We start from the raw sequence: 16,485 nt of genomic DNA, 5'->3' as shown, positions 1-16,485 counted from the left end.
CGGCTGCTCAGTCCGCCTTGATGCCGCGCTCGCGGATGAGCGCGCCGAAGCGTTGCGAATCGGCTGCCGCACGGCGCTGGAAGTCGGCCGGCGTGCCCGGTGCCGGCTCGCCGCCGATGGCCGCGATGCGCTCCTTCACCGCCGGCAGCGCGAGCGCGCGGTTGACCTGCGTGTTGAGCTGCGCCACCACCTCGGGCGGCGTGCCGGCCGGGGCATAGAAGCCGAACACCGTGTCGGCGTCGAAGCCGCGCAGGCCGGCCTCGTCGAGCGTGGGCACGTCGGGGAACTGCGACGAGCGGTGCGGGCTGCCCACGGCCAGCAGCTTGAGCTTGCCGGCGCGCACCTGGTTCAGGGCAATGCCGGGGTCGAAGGCGTAGTCGATCTGGCCGGCCAGCAGGTCCTGCAAGGCGGGCGCCGCGCCGCGGTAGGGCACGTGCAGCGCGAACAGGCCGGCCTGGCTCTTGAACATCTCGCCCGCCAGGTGCGGCGAGCTGCCGTTGCCCGGCGAGCCGTACGAGAGCTTGCCGGGGTTGGCCTTGAGGTAGGCCATGAACGACTTCACGTCGGTCGGCGGCAGCGACGGCCGCGTGACCAAAAACACCAGCACGCGCGCGGCCGCGGCCACGGGCACCAGGTCCTTGGCGGGGTCGAAGCTCATGCGTGCATACAGGTGCGGGTTCACCGACACCATGCCGCCCGAGCTCATGAGCAGCGTGTAGCCGTCGGCTGCCGCGCGCGCCACGGCCTCGCCGCCGACGTTGCCGTTGGCGCCGCCGCGGTTCTCGATCACCACGGGCTGCTTCAGTGCTTCCTGCAGCGGCTGCGAGACGGCGCGCGCGAGCTGGTCGGCCGCGCCGCCGGCCGGGAAGTTGACGATCACCTTGATGGGCTTGGAGGGCCAGGTGTCGGCGTGCACGGCGGGCGCGCACAGGGCGGTGCTGGCCAACGCGAGCGCCAGCAGCAGGCGGCGCGATGAGGCGGGGGTGGATGGGGTCATGGTTCTTTGTCTCCTCAGATCGTGGTCGTTGTCTTGGGCCGCTTCATCCAGCGGATGGGTTGCGCCTGCACCGGGCGCGGCGCGGCGCCGTGGCGCGTGAGCGCGGCGTCCAGCGCCTTGCCGCCTTCGTCCGCGAGCGCGGCCTCGCGGGCCGCGGCGATCGCCTCGGCGCGCGCGGCGGGCTGCAGCGTGGCGCGGCCCGCGAGCTCGTCGATCACGTGCAGCAGGTTGTGCTTGCCGCGCTCGTTGGTGCTGCCGTAGCCCTTGATGAGCCGGCCGCACAGCGCCAGCTCGCGGCCCAGCGCCCAGTGCGCGCGCGTGCCGGTCTCGACGGCGGCGAGCCAGCGCTCGATCAGCGCCTGCTCTTCGGCAAAACGGCTGCCGCGCCGGCGCAGCCAGGTGAGCGAGGCCAGCAGCCGCAGCGAGGCCATGCCGAGCACCGAGTGGCTGCCCACCTGCAGCGGCAGCGCCCACGGCGCGAGTCCGCGCGACTGGCGGGCGCGGTCCCAGGCGGTCACGCGGCGCGCGAGCGACGGCGGCAGCAGCGCCGCGAACTCGGGCGCGCCGGGCTTGAAGTGGTCGAAGACCTTCACGAGGTCGTCGTCGCCCGCGCGCACTTCCTGGCGCACGCGCTGTGCGCGGCTGGCGCGGCCCTTGAGCGCGGCCACGCGCACGATGTCGTCGAAGGCCATCCACAGCGCCAGCCAGCGCGCCATTTCGCGCGTGACCGCGAAGCCCTGCGCACCCGACGGATCGGCGGCGCGCTCGGCCTCGAGCACCCGCGCGAGGCGATCGGCGTACAGCGCGGCGTAGGCGCCGTCCTGGTAGTCGCGCACCCGCGCATGGCCCAGCGTGAGCATGTCGTGCACGGCCGGCGGAAAGCGGCGCGCCACCTCGTCGGGCAGGGCCTGCGGCGGCGGGGGCGCGTCGCGCGTGTCGTCGCCGGCCAGCACGCCCTGCACGAAGGCGGCCTGCGCGCGCGGCGCGCGCACGGCCTCGAAGGCGGCGGCAAAGCCGCGCAGGCTGGCGGCGGCCATCTTGCCGAGCTTGTCGGGCGCGACCGCGTCGCCGCCGCGCACCGCGCGCTCGTAGGCCTCGCGCGGAAACGGGAACAGGCCGCTGCCCGCGATCGCGCCCAGCATCACGGCGCTGACCACCGTGCCGGCCTCGCGCGCCATGGCGCCCATGTCGAGCACGTGGTGCTCGCGGCTGAAGGCCTTGACCACGTCCAGCAGGCGCTGCGCGTCGGCGCGGCCGTCGCCGGGCACCATGCGCTCGGCCGTGGTGAGCACGCGCGCCGACGAGCTGATGACCAGCGTGCGCAGCGGCGCGCTCATGCCGTTGCCGATCTGGCGCGTGGTCTCCAGCAGCTCCGACGAGACGATCGCGTCGAGCGCGCCCGGCACCGGGCCCAGGCTGAACACCGGCCGCCGGCCGCCGAGTTGTGCCATCGGCACCGGGAACACTTCGAGGTAGTAGGTGGTGGCGCCGGTGCGCTGCGCCACGCCGGGGATCGACGTGCTCTGCGCCGCGTAGCCCGCGTGCCGCGCGGCGTCGACCAGCCATTCGGTGAGCACGCCGCCGCCTTCGCCGCCGAGGGCGCAGACGAGGAGGGTGGTGGGACGGTTCTGTTCCATGTCTCTGTTCTTTCTTCTCAGGCGGGCCGCAGGGCGCCGACGATCGCGCTGCGCAGGCCGTGCAGCAGGCGTTCATGCCACTTCGGGTTCTGCACCACCTCGGCGCGGTAGAAGCTCGGGCACAGCGTGGCCGCGTGCGCGTTGGCGCCGCACAGGCCGCAGCCCACGCAGCCGTCGATGACCACGGCCACCGGGTCGACCTTCAGCGGATCGGGGTTGTCCTTGAGCGTGAGGGTGGGGCAGCCCGACAGGCGGATGCAGGCGTGGTCGCCGTTGCACACGTCCTCGTCGACGCCGTACTTCACGCGCACCACGCGCTGGCCCTTCTTGAGCAGGCCGGCGATCCACGGCTTGATGCGGCGTTGGCGCTCCAGCTGGCACTCGCCCTCGGCGATCACCACCTTCAGTCCGTTGAAGTCGCTCGTGAGCGCCTCGGTGAGCGTCTTGCGCATGCGCTCCACGTCGTAGGTGGTGACGGTGCGCATCCACTTCACGCCCAGGCCCTTCAGCGTGGCCTCGATGGTCTGGTTCTTGTCGACCAGGCTCTGCTGCTTGTCGACGGCGCGTTCCTTGATCTCGTCGTCGGGCGTGGAGATGATGTCCTGCGTGCCGGTGGCCGAGGTGTAGCCGTTCTTGAAGATCAGCAGCACCGCGTCGTCGTCGTTGAACAGCGCGCTCTGCACGCCCGTGAGCAGGCCGTTGTGCCAGAAGCCGCCGTCGCCCATGATCGACAGCGTGCGCCGGTTCATCATCGGCGCCACGCCCGCGCGGCTCGCCAGGCTCATGCCGTAGCCGAGGATCGAGTGGCCCATCGAGAAGGGCTCGAAGGTGCCGAAGGCATGGCAGCCGATGTCGGCCGCGATGTGCACCGGCCCCGTCTCCTGCTGCGCCAGCTTGAGCGCCGAGAACACCGGCCGCTCGGGGCAGCCGACGCAGAAGCTTGGCGGACGGTTAGGCAACGGTGCGTCGAGCCGGCGCGCCACCGCCTCGCGGCGTTCGCGGTTGCCGGCCAGCCAGGCCTGCGCCGAGGCGGCGGCTTCGCTCGCGCCGAGGTAGCGTTCGGCAAAGGCCGCGAGGCCGCCCGACAGCACCTCCACGCCGTACTCGCCGGCCTGTGGCAGCAGGTCCTTGCCGTGCAGCGGGGTCTGGATGTCGCGCCGGCGCAGCAGCGTGGCGATGTCCTGCTCGATGTACTCGGGCTGGCCTTCTTCCACCACCAGCACCGCGCGCTTGCCCACGCAGAAGTCGGCCACCTGCTCGGGCACCAGCGGGTAGGTCACGTTGAGCACCAGGATCGGGATGTCGGTGTCGCCGAAGGCATCGGCCAGGCCCTGCTGCTGCAGGCTGCGGATCAGCGCGTTGTACAGCCCGCCCTGCACCACGATGCCCAGGTCGGGGTGGCGCCGGCCGGGCATCAGCTCGTTGAGGCCGTTGGCGATGATGTGGCGGCGCGCGGCCGGCATGCGCTCGTCGCCCTTGAGCTTCTCGTGGCGGAAGGTGACGGGCGGGTGCGCCAGCCGCATGTAGTCGAAGCCCGCGGGCTCGTCCATGAGCGCGCGCGTGGACACGGCGGGTGCGATGTTGTCCTTGCAGTCGAAGCTGCCGCGCACGTGGCAGGTGCGGATGCGCAGCTCCATCAGGCAGGGCATGTTCGAGGCCTCCGAAAGCTGAAAGCCCTGTTCGACCATGCGCACCATCACACCCAGGTCGGGCCGCGGATCGAGCAGGCACATGCTCGACTTGAGCGCGTAGGCGTGCGTGCGCTCCTGGATCACGCTGGCGCCTTCGCCGTAGTCCTCGCCCACCACGATCAGCACGCCGCCGGTCACGCCCGGCGACGACAGGTTCGACAACGCATCGGCCGCCACGTTGGTGCCGACGATCGACTTCCAGGTCACGGCGCCGCGCAGCGGGTAGTGGATGGACGCGCCGAGCATCGCCGCCGCCGAGGCTTCGTTGGAGCAGGCCTCGACGTGCACGCCCAGCTCGTCCATGTAGGCCTTGCCCTGCACCATCACGTCCAGCAGGTGCGACACCGGCGCGCCCTGGTAGCCGCCGACGTAGGCCACGCCCGACTGCAGCAGGCCCTTGGTGATCGCGAGGATGCCCTCGCCGTGGAAGGTGTCGCCCGCGCCCAGGCGCAGCATTTCCACTTCCTTGCTGAATGAAACTTCCATCGTGTCTCGTGCTTCTTGTCGTGGGGAGAACGCGGGAGTGTGGGCGGGCCTGCGTCATACTTCAATGCAATGAGCCAGCTATCGAATATGAATGGGGTGCATATTGATTCGGTCGACCTCAACCTGCTCCGGTTGTTCGACGCCGTCTACCGCACCCGCAACGTGAGCCGCGCCGCCGAGGCCCTGGGCCTCACCCAGCCGGCGGCCAGCCACGGCCTCACGCGGCTGCGCCTGCTGCTGGGCGACGCGCTGTTCACGCGCAGCCTCGGCGGCGTGGCGCCCACGCCGCGCGCCGAGCGGCTGGCGGTGCCCGTGCAGTCGGCACTGGCCATGCTGCAGCAGGCACTGAGCGAGCCCGAGCGCTTCGACCCGGCCGCCTCGCGCAAGCTGTTCCGCATCCACATGAGCGACATCGGCGAGGGCCGCTTCCTGCCCGCGCTGATGGCGCGGCTGCGCGAGCTGGCGCCGGGCGTGCGCGTGGAGACCATGCCACTCGCGCCGGGCGAGATCGCCACCGCGCTGGACAGCGGCAGGGTCGACTTCGCCTTCGGCTTTTTGCCGCACGTGGAGGACACCCAGCGCACGCAGTTGCTGAAAGACCGCTACATCGTGCTGCTGCGCCACGACCACCCCTTCGTGAAGCGCCGGCGCAGCGGCCAGACGCTGCTCGCGGCGCTGCACGAGCTCGACTACGTGGCCGTGCGCACCCACGCCGACACGCTGCGCATCCTGCAGCTGCTGAACCTCGAAGACCGCCTGCGCCTGACGACGGAGCACTTCATGGTGCTGCCGGCCATCGTGCGCGCCACCGACCTGGCGGTGGTGATGCCGCGCAACATCGCGCGCGGCTTCGCGGCCGAGGGCGGCTACGCCATCGTCGAGCCGCCGTTTCCGCTGCGCGACTTCACCGTGTCGCTGCACTGGAGCAAGCGCTTCGAGGCCGACCCGGGCAACCGGTGGTTGCGGCAGGTGATCGTGGCGTTGTTCTCGGAGCGCGGCTGACCTGCGAACACCCGCAGCGCCCCTCGTGACCAGGGCACTGGGTGCTTCCCGCAGCGAAATCAAGGAGGAGGGCGAAGCCCGGGGGACATTCGCGGAGGGAAGTACCCGGTGGCCTGGGCACGCCCCCCGGACACACGCGTTATTCTCAAGCGTTCCCGCCTCGCGCCCCCGTCCCCCGATCCCCGTCCGAATGTCCGTCCCGCATCCCCTTTCCCCCGTCTCCCTCCACCGTCCCGCAGGCTTCGGCGCGCGCTGACGACACCGCCGGTGCAAGCGATTCTTTCCGGGGCCGTCCCGGTCCTGATCTTCATGGCCTGCGTGGGCCTGGCCACCTACGCGCAGAACCTCACGGGCTTTGCGTTCAGCCTCATCCTGCTGGGCCTCGTGTCGGTGCTCGACATCGCCAGCGTGAACGACGCGGCCAATGCCGCGACCGTGCTGAGCCTCATCAACGCCTGGACCTACTTCCGAGCGCGCCCCGGCCCCGTGCCCTGGCAGCTGATGAAGCCCGCGCTCAACGGCAGCACCGTCGGCGTCATCGTCGGGCTCATGCTGCTCGTGTGGCTCAGCGGCAGCGCCGTGTCGTGGCTGCGGGGCTTGCTGGGCGTGTCGATCCTGGTGTGCGCGGTGTTGCTGATGCTGCAGGGCAAGCCGCTGCCGGCTGTGTCGGGCCGCACCAGCTTCGCCCTCATCGGCGGGCTCTCGGGCGTGCTGGGCGGGCTGTTTTCCGCCTCCGGCCCGCCCATCGTCTTCCACATGTACCGCCAGCCGCTGGACCGCGAACTCGTGCGCCGCGCGCTGCTGCTGATGTTCGCCTTCAACTCGCTCGTGCGGCTCGTCATCGTGGTGCCCACGGGCCATTTCTCGTGGCACTCGGCGCTGCTGGCCGGTTGCGCCATGCCCGTGGTCTACGCCGCGACGCGGCTGCACCACCGTCTGCCGAACAAGCTGCAGCCGCGCACCTTGCAATGGCTGGTCGCCGGGCTGCTTTTCGTGGCCGGCGTGACGCTGCTCGCCACCGCCTGGACCGCCATCGCACACGGCTGAAAAACGGCTGAAAACCCTCGGTTTCCGGCGTGGCCCGGGAATTGCAGCGTCAATCCAAGGGTTTCCCCGGACGTGGCATACCGACCCTCACATACGCGTTATGGGCGTGCCCGTATGCAAGACCCCACGCAAGCCGCTAACGTCCATGACTGGCCCACGACGGGCCGCCCACGAGCCTGAAAAAGCATGAGCACCGAGAGCAGCAGCAATCCGATTCAACCGATCCGCTTCTTCCATCGCGGAAAGATCGTCGACGTCAGCGGGGTCCATCCGACCCGCTCGGTGCTCGACTGGCTGCGCGAGGACGCGCGCTGCACCGGCACCAAGGAAGGCTGCAACGAAGGCGACTGCGGTGCCTGCACCGTCGTCATCGGCGAGCTGGCCACCGACGCCCACGCACCCGGCGCGGTCGACGGCCTGCAGTTGCAGACCGTCAACGCCTGCATCCAGTTTTTGCCCACGCTGCACGGCAAGGCGCTGTTCACGGTCGAAGACCTCAAGGGGCAGTGCGCGTCGCAGTGCAAGCCCAAGGCCGAGGCTCCGGCGAAACACGCCGTCCACCCGCTGCACCCCGTGCAGCAGGCCATGGTCGACTGCCACGGCTCGCAGTGCGGCTTCTGCACGCCGGGCTTCGTGATGTCGCTGTGGGCCACCTACGAACACCACCAGGCCGAGGGCACGCAGCCCACGCGCCAGCAGCTGGCCGATGACCTGTCGGGCAACCTGTGCCGCTGCACCGGCTACCGCCCCATCCTCGACGCCGGCCAGCGCATGTTCGACCTGCCGGCCGTGCGCCTGGACACCGCCCCCGTGGTGGCCGCGCTCACCGCGCTGAAGAACGACGGCCTCGACTACGCCGCCCCGCTCGGCGCCCGCATCGACCACTTCCACGCCCCCAAGACCATCGCCCAGCTCGCCGCGCTGCGCGTGCAGAAGCCGCGCGCCCAGCTGCTGGCCGGCTCGACCGACGTCGGCCTGTGGGTCAACAAGCAGTTCCGCGACCTCGGCGACATCATCTATGTCGGCGACGTGGCCGAGATGAAGACGGTGGAAGAGCGCGCCGACGAGCTCTACATCGGCGCCGGCGCCTCGCTCGAAGCCGCCTTCGGCGCGCTGGTCGAGCGCGTGCCCAGCCTGGCCGACGTGTGGCTGCGCTTTGCCTCGCCGCCGATCCGCCACGCCGGCACCATGGGCGGCAACGTCGCCAACGGCTCGCCCATCGGCGACTCGCCGCCGGTGCTGATGTCGCTCGACGCCGAGATCGAACTGCGCCGCGGTGATGTGGTTCGCCGCATGCCGCTGCCCGACTTCTACCTCGACTACATGAAGAACGAGCTGCAGCCCGGCGAGTTCGTGCAGGGCTTGGCCGTGCCGCTGGCCGCCATGCGTCGTCAGGTGCGCGCCTACAAGATCAGCAAGCGCTTCGACTGCGACATCTCGGCGCTGTGCGCGGGCTTCGCGATCGAACTGGAAGCCGGCAGCGACACGGTGAAGGCCGTGCGCCTGGCCTTCGGCGGCATGGCCGCCACTGTCAAGCGCGCCGCCAACGCCGAAGCCGCGCTCGTGGGCAAGCCCTGGACGCAGGCCAGCGTGGCCACCGCCAAGCTGGCGCTGGCGCAAGACTTCAAGCCGCTCTCGGACATGCGGGCCTCGGCCGACTACCGCCTGCAGGTGGCGCAGAACCTGATCCAGCGCCTGTGGCTCGAAACCCGCACGCAGGACGCGCTGTCCCTCGAGGAAACCAGCGTCTGGAGCGTGATGCCTCATGTCGTTGCCAAGGTGGCGGCGGAAGGACTCTGACCATGAACAAACCCATCGACGCCCGCCTGCTGCAGCCCGCCGAGGCCTTTGCCGACTACCTGAAGAACACCGCCGCCCGCATCGACGTGGGCGCCGAAGCGCTGGCGCACGACCGCGGCATGCGCGTGGGCATCAGCCGCCCGCACGAGTCGGCGCACCTGCACGTGGCCGGCGAAGCCACCTACATCGACGACATCCCCGAACTCGCCGGCACGCTGCACTGCGCGCTGGGTTTGTCGCCGGTGGCGAACGGCCGCGTCACGGCGCTGTCGCTCGACGCGATCCGCGCCATGCCCGGCGTGGTCGCGGTGCTCACCGCCGACGACATCCCCGGCACCAACGACTGCGGCTCGATCATCCATGACGACCCGATCCTGCTGCCCGTGAACGACGGCGGCCAGATCCGCTACCTCGGCCAGCCCGTGTTCGCCGTGATCGCCGAAACGCGCGATGCCGCGCGCCGCGCCGCCGCCAAGGCCAAGGACGCGATCACCCTCGAGGCGCAGCCGCCCGTCATCACGCCGCAGGACGCGCATGCGCGCGGCCAGTACGTGGTGCCGCCGATGCACATCGTGCGCAGCGGCGGGGCCGCCAACGGCGGCGACGAGGCCGCCGTGCGCGCCGCCATCGCGAAGGCGCCGCACCGCCACAGCGCCACGCTCGACGTGGGCGGGCAGGAACAGTTCTATCTCGAAGGCCAGATCAGCTACGCCATCCCGAAGGAGGGCGGCACGCTGCACATCCACTGCTCGACGCAGCACCCCAGCGAGATGCAGCACCTGGTGGCGCACGCGCTGCACCTGTCCTCGAACGAAGTGCACGTCGAATGCCGGCGCATGGGCGGCGGCTTCGGCGGCAAGGAATCGCAGTCGGCGCTGTTCGCCTGCGTGGCGGCCATCGCGGCGCGCCAGCTCCAGCGCCCCGTGAAGCTGCGCCTGGACCGCGACGACGACTTCATGATCACCGGCCGTCGCCACTGCTTCTGGTACGAGTACGAGGTGGGCTACGACGACGAGGGCCGCATCCTCGGCGCCGAGATCACGATGGTGTCGCGCGCCGGCCATTCGGCCGACCTGTCGGGCCCGGTGATGACGCGCGCGCTGTGCCACTTCGACAACGCCTACTGGCTGCCCAACGTGAGCATGCACGGCTTCTCGGGCAAGACCAACACGCAGAGCAACACGGCCTTCCGCGGCTTCGGCGGCCCGCAGGGCGCCATCGCCATCGAGAACATCATGGACTCGGTGGCCCGCGAATTGAAGCGCGACCCGCTCGACGTGCGGCGCGTCAACTTCTACGGCAAGGGCGAGAACAACGTCACGCCGTACCGCCAGACCGTGACCGACAACATCGTTCACGAACTCGTGGCCGAGCTGGAGGAAACCAGCGACTACCGCCTGCGCCGCGAAGAGATCGCCGCCTTCAACGCGAAGAGCCCGGTGCTCAAGCGCGGCCTGGCGCTGGCGCCGCTGAAGTTCGGCATCTCGTTCAACGTGAAGCACTTCAACCAGGCCGGCGCGCTCGTGCATGTGTACACCGACGGCTCGATCCTCGTGAACCACGGCGGCACCGAGATGGGCCAGGGCCTGAACACCAAGGTGGCGCAGGTGGTGGCGCACGAGCTGGGCGTGAGCTTCGAGCGTGTGCGCGTCACCGCGACCGACACGACCAAGGTGGCCAACACCTCGGCCACGGCCGCATCGACCGGCGCCGACCTGAACGGCAAGGCCGCGCAGGATGCCGCCCGCCAGATCCGCGAACGCCTGGCCGCCTGCGCCGCCGAGCGCCATGGCGGCAACGCCGCCGACGTGCGCTTTGCCAACGACCAGGTCGAAGTGAACGGCCGCACGCTGGCCTTCAGCACCGTGGTGGGCGAGGCGTACCTCGACCGCAAGCAGCTGTGGTCCGACGGCTTCTACGCCACGCCCGGCCTGAGCTGGGACAAGGACAAGATGCAGGGTCGCCCGTTCTACTACTACGCCTACGGCGCGGCGGTGAGCGAGGTGGTGGTCGACACGCTCACCGGCGAATGGAAGCTCTTGCGCGCCGACATCCTGCACGACGCGGGCAAGTCGCTGAACCCGGCCGTGGACATCGGCCAGGTCGAGGGCGCCTTCATCCAGGGCATGGGCTGGCTCACCACCGAGGAGCTGGTGTGGCATCCGCAAAGCGGCAAGCTCACCACGCACGCGCCCAGCACCTACAAGATCCCGACGGCCAACGACTGCCCGCCGGTGTTCAACGTGCGCCTGTTCGAGGGCCAGAACTTCGAAGACTCGATTCACCGCAGCAAGGCCGTGGGCGAACCGCCGCTGTTGCTGCCGTTCTCGGTGTTCTTCGCCATCCGCGATGCCGTGTCGGCCGCGGGCGGGCACCGGGTCGATCCGCCGCTGAAGGCGCCGGCCACGAGCGAATCCATCCTCCGCGCCCTGACCGCGGTGCAGGCAGCCTCTGGCGAATGAGCACCGGCCGTGCTCGCACGGTCCGAGCGTCCTTCCGTTCTCCAAATGCTGCGCTGTATAACTGTTCGCACAGACAAGAAAGGTGTGAACAGCCATGAGAGACCAGGCGCTTTTCGACAAGATCGACCTTCATCTGATTCGGGTGCTTCATACCGTGCTGACCGACCGCAGCGTCTCGCGCGCCGCCATCCGCCTGGGCATGTACCAGCCGGCCGTCTCGGCCGCGCTGAAGCGCCTGCGCGAGCTGTCGGGCGACCCGCTGCTGGTGCGCTCGGGCTCGGGCATGGTGCCCACCGACGCGGGGCTGCGCATGATCGAGCCCGCGGCCAGCATCCTGCGGGCGGCCGAGATGCTGTTCTCGGATGCGCGCGGCTTCGAGCCGCAGTCGGCGGCCACCACGTTCCGCATCGCGGCCAGCGACTACATGGACCCGCTGTTCCTGCCGATGTTGGTGGCACAGGTCAAGCGCGAGGCGCCGCTGTGCCAGATCGAGATCCATGCGCTCTCGCCCGATTCGGACTACCACGGGCACCTCGCGCTCGGGCAGGTCGACCTGGTGATCGGCAACTGGCTCAAGCCGCCGGAAGACCTGCACATGGCGCGCCTCTTCGGCGACGAGGTGGTGTCGCTGGTCAACCAGGACCATCCGGCCGTGCGGCGCGGGTGGGACCTGGAGACCTGGCTGGCGGCCGAGCACATCGCGCCCACGCCCATGCACCCGGGAGGGCGCGGCATCATCGACCAGATGCTCGACGAGCTGGGGCGGCAGCGCAACATCACGGCGCGCTGCGCGCACTTCAGCCTCATTCCGGACATGGTGGCCTCGAGCCTGCTGGTGCTCACCACCGGGCGCCAGTACTGCGAGCGCTTCGCCGCACGGCTGCCCGTGAAGATCCTCGAGTGCCCGGCCGCGCTGCCGCGCCTCATGTACTACCAGCTCTGGCACGAACGCACGCATTCGTCGAGTTCCGCGCGCTGGCTGCGCGAATGCATCAAGGGCGTGGCGGCGTCGCTGCGCCCCGGCTTCGATGCCGCGCCGGCTGCCACTGCCCGAACCCTGCCGGTTGAGCCGCTTTCCGATCCTCCCTGAGCCCTCCGTCGCGCCGGCGTCGCGACCGAGGCAACGATGAACGAACCGCCACATACAACAGCTGGAGACAAGCGAAATGAACAGGTATGAAGAGGTGCCCAAGGCCACCACTCCCCGGGCCGCCGGGGCCACCGAGGCGGCGCCGTTGCGTGCGGCCACCGCACCGGCCAACGCCGGTCTGCTGGAACGCTTTTTCAAGCTGACCGAGCACAACACCACCGTGCGCACCGAAGTCATCGCAGGGCTGACCACCTTCCTGACGATGGCCTACATCATCTTCGTGAACCCGTCGATCCTCGGGGACGCGGGCATGCCCAAGGGCGCCGTCTTCGTCGCCACCTGCCTGATCGCGGCCATCGGCACGCTGATCATGGGCCTGTACGCCAACTACCCGATCGCCATGGCGCCGGGCATGGGCCTGAACGCCTACTTCGCCTACGTGGTCGTGCTCGGCATGGGCTACACGTGGCAGACCGCGCTGGGCGCGGTGTTCATCTCGGGCTGCCTGTTCCTGATCGTGACGGTCACCGGGTTGCGGGAGCTGTTCATCGCGGGCATACCGCAGTCGCTGCGAACGGCGATCACCGTGGGCATCGGCATGTTCCTGGCGCTCATCGCGCTCAAGAGCGCGGGCGTGGTCGCGGCTTCGCCGGCCACCTTCGTCACGCTGGGCGACCTGCACTCGGCGCCCGTGATCCTGGCGACCATCGGCTTCCTCATGATCGTGGCGCTCGACCGGCTCAAGGTGCGCGGCGCCATCCTGATCGGCATCCTCACGGTGACGGTGCTGTCGTTCTTCTTCGGCGGCAACAAGTTCCACGGCGTGTTCGACGCACCGCCGTCCATCGCGCCCACCTTCATGCAGCTGGACATCCTGAGCGCGCTCAAGGGCGGCATCCTGAACGTGGTGCTGGTGTTCTTCCTGGTCGAGATGTTCGACGCCACCGGTACGCTGATGGGCGTGGCCAAGCGCGCCGGCCTGCTGGTGCCGGGCAAGATGGAGCGCATGAACAAGGCGCTGCTGGCCGACAGCGGCGCGATCTTCGCGGGCTCGCTGCTGGGCACGTCGAGCACCACGGCCTACGTGGAAAGCGCGGCCGGCGTGCAAGCCGGTGGCCGCACCGGCCTCACGGCCGTGGTGGTGGCGGTGCTGTTCCTGGCCTGCCTGATGATCTCGCCGCTGGCGGGCTCGGTGCCGGCCTACGCCACCGCACCGGCGCTGCTGTTCGTGGGCTGCCTGATGCTGCGCGACCTGGTCGAGCTCGACTGGGAAGACACCACCGAGGTGATCCCGGCCGCCGTCACGGCGCTGGCCATGCCCTTCACCTACTCGATCGCCAATGGCCTGGCCTTCGGCTTCATCACCTACGCCGTGCTCAAGCTGTGCACCGGCCGGGCACGGGAAGTGCATGCGATGGTGTGGGTGATCGCGGCGATCTTCCTGTTCAAGTTCGCCTACATCGGCGGACACTGAAGGACGCGCCGTCGGGCGCCGATGGTCGCGGGGACGCTATTAAACTTATAGCTGTCCCCGCTTGTTGATGTTGAACGAGACAAACCCACGAAACCCGGCATGACAACCCCCAGACTCCAGCTGGCGCACATCACCAAGCGGTACCCCGCGGTGGTGGCCAACAGCGACATCTCCCTGGCCGTGCAGCCCGGCGAAATCCATGCCGTGCTCGGAGAGAACGGCGCGGGCAAATCGACCCTGATGAAGATCATCTACGGCTCGGTCAAGCCCGACGAAGGCACCGTCACCTTCGACGGCCAGGCGGTGAACCTGCGCAACCCGCAGCAGGCGCGCGCGCTGGGCATCAGCATGGTGTTCCAGCACTTCAGCCTGTTCGACACGCTCACCGTGGCCGAGAACGTCTGGCTGGGCCTGGACAAGTCGCTCGCGCTGGCCGAGGTGGCCCGCAGCATCACGGCCAAGGCGAGCGAATACGGGCTGGACATCGACCCCTCGCGCCCCGTGCACACGCTGTCGGTGGGCGAGATGCAGCGGGTGGAGATCATCCGCGCGCTGCTCACCAACCCCAAGCTGCTGATCCTGGACGAGCCGACCTCGGTGCTCACGCCGCAGGCCGTGATCCGCCTGTTCGGCGTGCTGAACAAGCTGGCCTCGGAAGGCTGCAGCATCCTGTACATCAGCCACAAGCTGCACGAGATCCAGGAGCTGTGCACGGCCTGCACCGTGCTGCGCGGCGGCAAGGTCACGGGCGTGTGCAACCCGCGCAACGAGAGCACCGAATCGCTCTCGCGCCTGATGATCGGCAGCGAGCCGCCGCCGCTGCAGCACCGCCCGCTGCATGCCGGCGCGGTGGCGCTGCGCGTGCAGGGCCTGAAGCTGGCGCGCGAAGACCAGTTCGGCGTCGACCTGGACGGCATCTCGTTCGACGTGCGCGCGGGCGAGGTCGTGGGCATCGCCGGTGTCTCGGGCAACGGCCAGAAGGAACTGCTGTACACGCTCTCGGGCGAGGACGTGCGCGCCGAGCCCGCCATGGTGCGCGTGTTCGACCAGCCGGCCGGCCGGTTGCGCCCGCGCGCGCGGCGTGCGCTGGGCCTGCATTTCGTGCCCGAGGAGCGGCTGGGGCGCGGCGCCGTGCCCACGCTGGGCCTGGCGCACAACCTGCTGCTCACGCGCAGCAACGCGGTGGGCAAGGGCGGGTGGATTCGCACCGCCGAGCTCGACAAGCAGGCGCGTTCCATCATCGATCGCTTCAAGGTGAAGGCCGGCGGCCCGGGCGCGGCGGCGCGCTCGCTGTCGGGCGGCAACCTGCAGAAATTCATCGTCGGTCGCGAGATCGACGCCAACCCCAAGCTCTTCATCGTCTCGCAGCCGACCTGGGGCGTGGACGTGGGCGCGGCCGCGCTCATCCATGCCGAGATCCTCGCGCTGCGCGATGCCGGCTGCGCCGTGCTCGTGATCAGCGAGGAACTGGACGAGCTGTTCAACATCTGCGACCGGCTGCACGTGATCGCCAAGGGGCGGCTGTCGCCCTCGATCGACCGCGCCGCGGCCACGCTGCCGCAGATCGGCGAGTGGATGAGCGGCCTGTGGCCGCAGGCACAGCCCCACCAGAACAACAAGAAGGAGGGCGCGCATGCTCAAGCTTGAACCCCGCCCGGAGCTGTCGCGCTTCTGGAGCTATGGCTCGCCGATCCTGGCGCTGCTGATCACCGTGCTCATCGGCGTGGCGCTGTTCGCCGCGCTCGGCAAGGACCCGGTCAAGGGCCTGCAGGTGTTCTTCTACGAACCGATCAAGAGCGGCTATGCCATCGGCGAGCTGATGGTGAAGGCCACGCCGCTGCTCATCATTGCGCTCGGCCTGGCTGTGTGCTTTCGCTCCAACGTCTGGAACATCGGCGCCGAAGGGCAGTTCGTCTGCGGCGCCATCGCGGCGGGCGGCGTGGCGCTCTTGGCCGACAAGAGCACCGGCAGCTGGATCGTCGTGGCCATCCTGCTGGCGGGCATTCTGGGTGGCATGGTGTGGGCGGGCATCGTCGCGTTCCTGCGCGACAAGTTCAACGCCAACGAAATCCTCGTGAGCCTGATGCTGGTCTACGTGGCCACGCTGATGCTGAGCTACCTGGTCTTCGGCCCCTGGAAAGATCCGCAGGGCTACAACTTCCCGCAGACCAAGACCTTCGAGGCGGTGACGCAGATCCCGCGGCTCATGAAGGGCTCGCGCGTGTCGATCGGGCTGATCATCGCGCTGGTCGGCGCGGGCGCGCTGTGGGTGTTCCTGTTCCGCACGCGCGCGGGCTTCGCGCAGCAGGTCGGCGGGCTGGCGCCCGCGGCGGCGCGCTATGCCGGCTTCTCGGCACGCCGCGCGGTGTGGATCGCGCTGCTCACCTCGGGCGGCGCGGCCGGCCTGGCGGGGGCGCTCGAAGTGGCGGGCCCCATCGGCCAGCTCACGCCTTATGTGCCCGCAGGCTACGGCTTCGCGGCCATCATCGTGGCCTTCGTCGGGCGGCTGCACCCGGTGGGCATGATCTTCTCGGCCATCCTGATGAGCATGTTCTACATCGGCGGCGAGCTCGCGCAGTCGCGCCTGGGCCTGCCCAAGTCGCTCACCGGCGTGTTCCAGGGCCTGCTGCTGTTCACGCTCCTGGCCTGCGACACGCTCATCGCCTACCGCATCCGCCGCAAGGCCGGCGCCAAGGCCGCGACGCTGACCACGAGCTCGCTGCAGGTCAGCACGCCGATCACCGCGCCGACCGCGCCCGTTGCGCCGACCGCGCGTGCTACCGAAGGGGGTCTCTGAAC

At 69.8% G+C, this 16,485-nt stretch carries 11 protein-coding genes; 8 read left to right on the top strand and 3 right to left on the bottom strand.

The genetic code is table 11. From position 1 onward, the window contains the following. Positions 1-7 precede the first annotated feature (7 nt). The 3 genes from VHAB30_RS17710 to VHAB30_RS17700 are packed head-to-tail and all read right to left on the bottom strand — an operon-like array spanning position 8 to position 4,811. On the bottom strand, positions 8-997 hold the full coding sequence (locus tag VHAB30_RS17710) for a Bug family tripartite tricarboxylate transporter substrate binding protein (RefSeq protein ID WP_062480862.1): 990 nt from the start codon (positions 995-997) through the stop codon (positions 8-10). A gap of 14 nt (positions 998-1,011) precedes the next feature. Further along, on the bottom strand, positions 1,012-2,634 hold the full coding sequence (locus tag VHAB30_RS17705; protein WP_159277972.1) for an indolepyruvate oxidoreductase subunit beta family protein: 1,623 nt from the start codon (positions 2,632-2,634) through the stop codon (positions 1,012-1,014). Positions 2,635-2,651: 17 nt separating this feature from the next. Next, positions 2,652-4,811, bottom strand: a complete 2,160-nt coding sequence (locus tag VHAB30_RS17700; RefSeq protein ID WP_159277971.1) for a thiamine pyrophosphate-dependent enzyme — start codon at positions 4,809-4,811, stop codon at positions 2,652-2,654. An 87-nt stretch (positions 4,812-4,898) separates the two neighbouring features. Here VHAB30_RS17700 and VHAB30_RS17695 point away from each other — a divergent pair, with 87 nt between their 5' ends. The 8 genes from VHAB30_RS17695 (at position 4,899) to VHAB30_RS17660 (ending at position 16,483) form a co-directional block, all read left to right on the top strand. Then, complete coding sequence (locus VHAB30_RS17695; protein ID WP_159277970.1) at positions 4,899-5,813, top strand: LysR family transcriptional regulator; 915 nt, start codon at positions 4,899-4,901, stop codon at positions 5,811-5,813. Between the two features lie 267 nt (positions 5,814-6,080). Further along, positions 6,081-6,860 (top strand): sulfite exporter TauE/SafE family protein, encoded by a 780-nt coding sequence (locus tag VHAB30_RS17690; RefSeq protein ID WP_159277969.1) that lies wholly within the window; start codon positions 6,081-6,083, stop codon positions 6,858-6,860. A 186-nt stretch (positions 6,861-7,046) separates the two neighbouring features. Beyond that, the gene (gene xdhA, locus VHAB30_RS17685; protein WP_159277968.1) at positions 7,047-8,660 is read left to right on the top strand and encodes a xanthine dehydrogenase small subunit; all 1,614 of its coding nucleotides are present in this window, start codon (positions 7,047-7,049) and stop codon (positions 8,658-8,660) included. Positions 8,661-8,662: 2 nt separating this feature from the next. Continuing rightward, entirely contained in the window at positions 8,663-11,122 is a 2,460-nt protein-coding gene (xdhB, locus tag VHAB30_RS17680; protein ID WP_159277967.1) for a xanthine dehydrogenase molybdopterin binding subunit, read from the top strand. Between the two features lie 94 nt (positions 11,123-11,216). Beyond that, positions 11,217-12,212, top strand: a complete 996-nt coding sequence (locus tag VHAB30_RS17675; RefSeq protein WP_235926724.1) for a LysR family transcriptional regulator — start codon at positions 11,217-11,219, stop codon at positions 12,210-12,212. A gap of 76 nt (positions 12,213-12,288) precedes the next feature. Next, positions 12,289-13,686 carry an NCS2 family permease gene (locus VHAB30_RS17670; RefSeq protein ID WP_062477503.1) on the top strand — a complete coding sequence of 466 codons (1,398 nt, stop codon included), beginning with the start codon at positions 12,289-12,291 and terminating at the stop codon, positions 13,684-13,686. 99 nt (positions 13,687-13,785) lie between these two features. Then, positions 13,786-15,333 (top strand): ABC transporter ATP-binding protein, encoded by a 1,548-nt coding sequence (locus VHAB30_RS17665; protein WP_095744201.1) that lies wholly within the window; start codon positions 13,786-13,788, stop codon positions 15,331-15,333. Next, on the top strand, positions 15,320-16,483 hold the full coding sequence (locus tag VHAB30_RS17660; protein WP_062477508.1) for an ABC transporter permease: 1,164 nt from the start codon (positions 15,320-15,322) through the stop codon (positions 16,481-16,483). The genes VHAB30_RS17665 and VHAB30_RS17660 overlap by 14 nt, the downstream gene beginning before the upstream one ends. Positions 16,484-16,485: the final 2 nt, after the last annotated feature.

Origin of the sequence: Variovorax boronicumulans, from assembly GCF_009811375.1 — a bacterium.
Taxonomy (GTDB): domain Bacteria; phylum Pseudomonadota; class Gammaproteobacteria; order Burkholderiales; family Burkholderiaceae_C; genus Variovorax; species Variovorax boronicumulans.
This window is presented reverse-complemented; position numbering and strand designations above follow the sequence as displayed.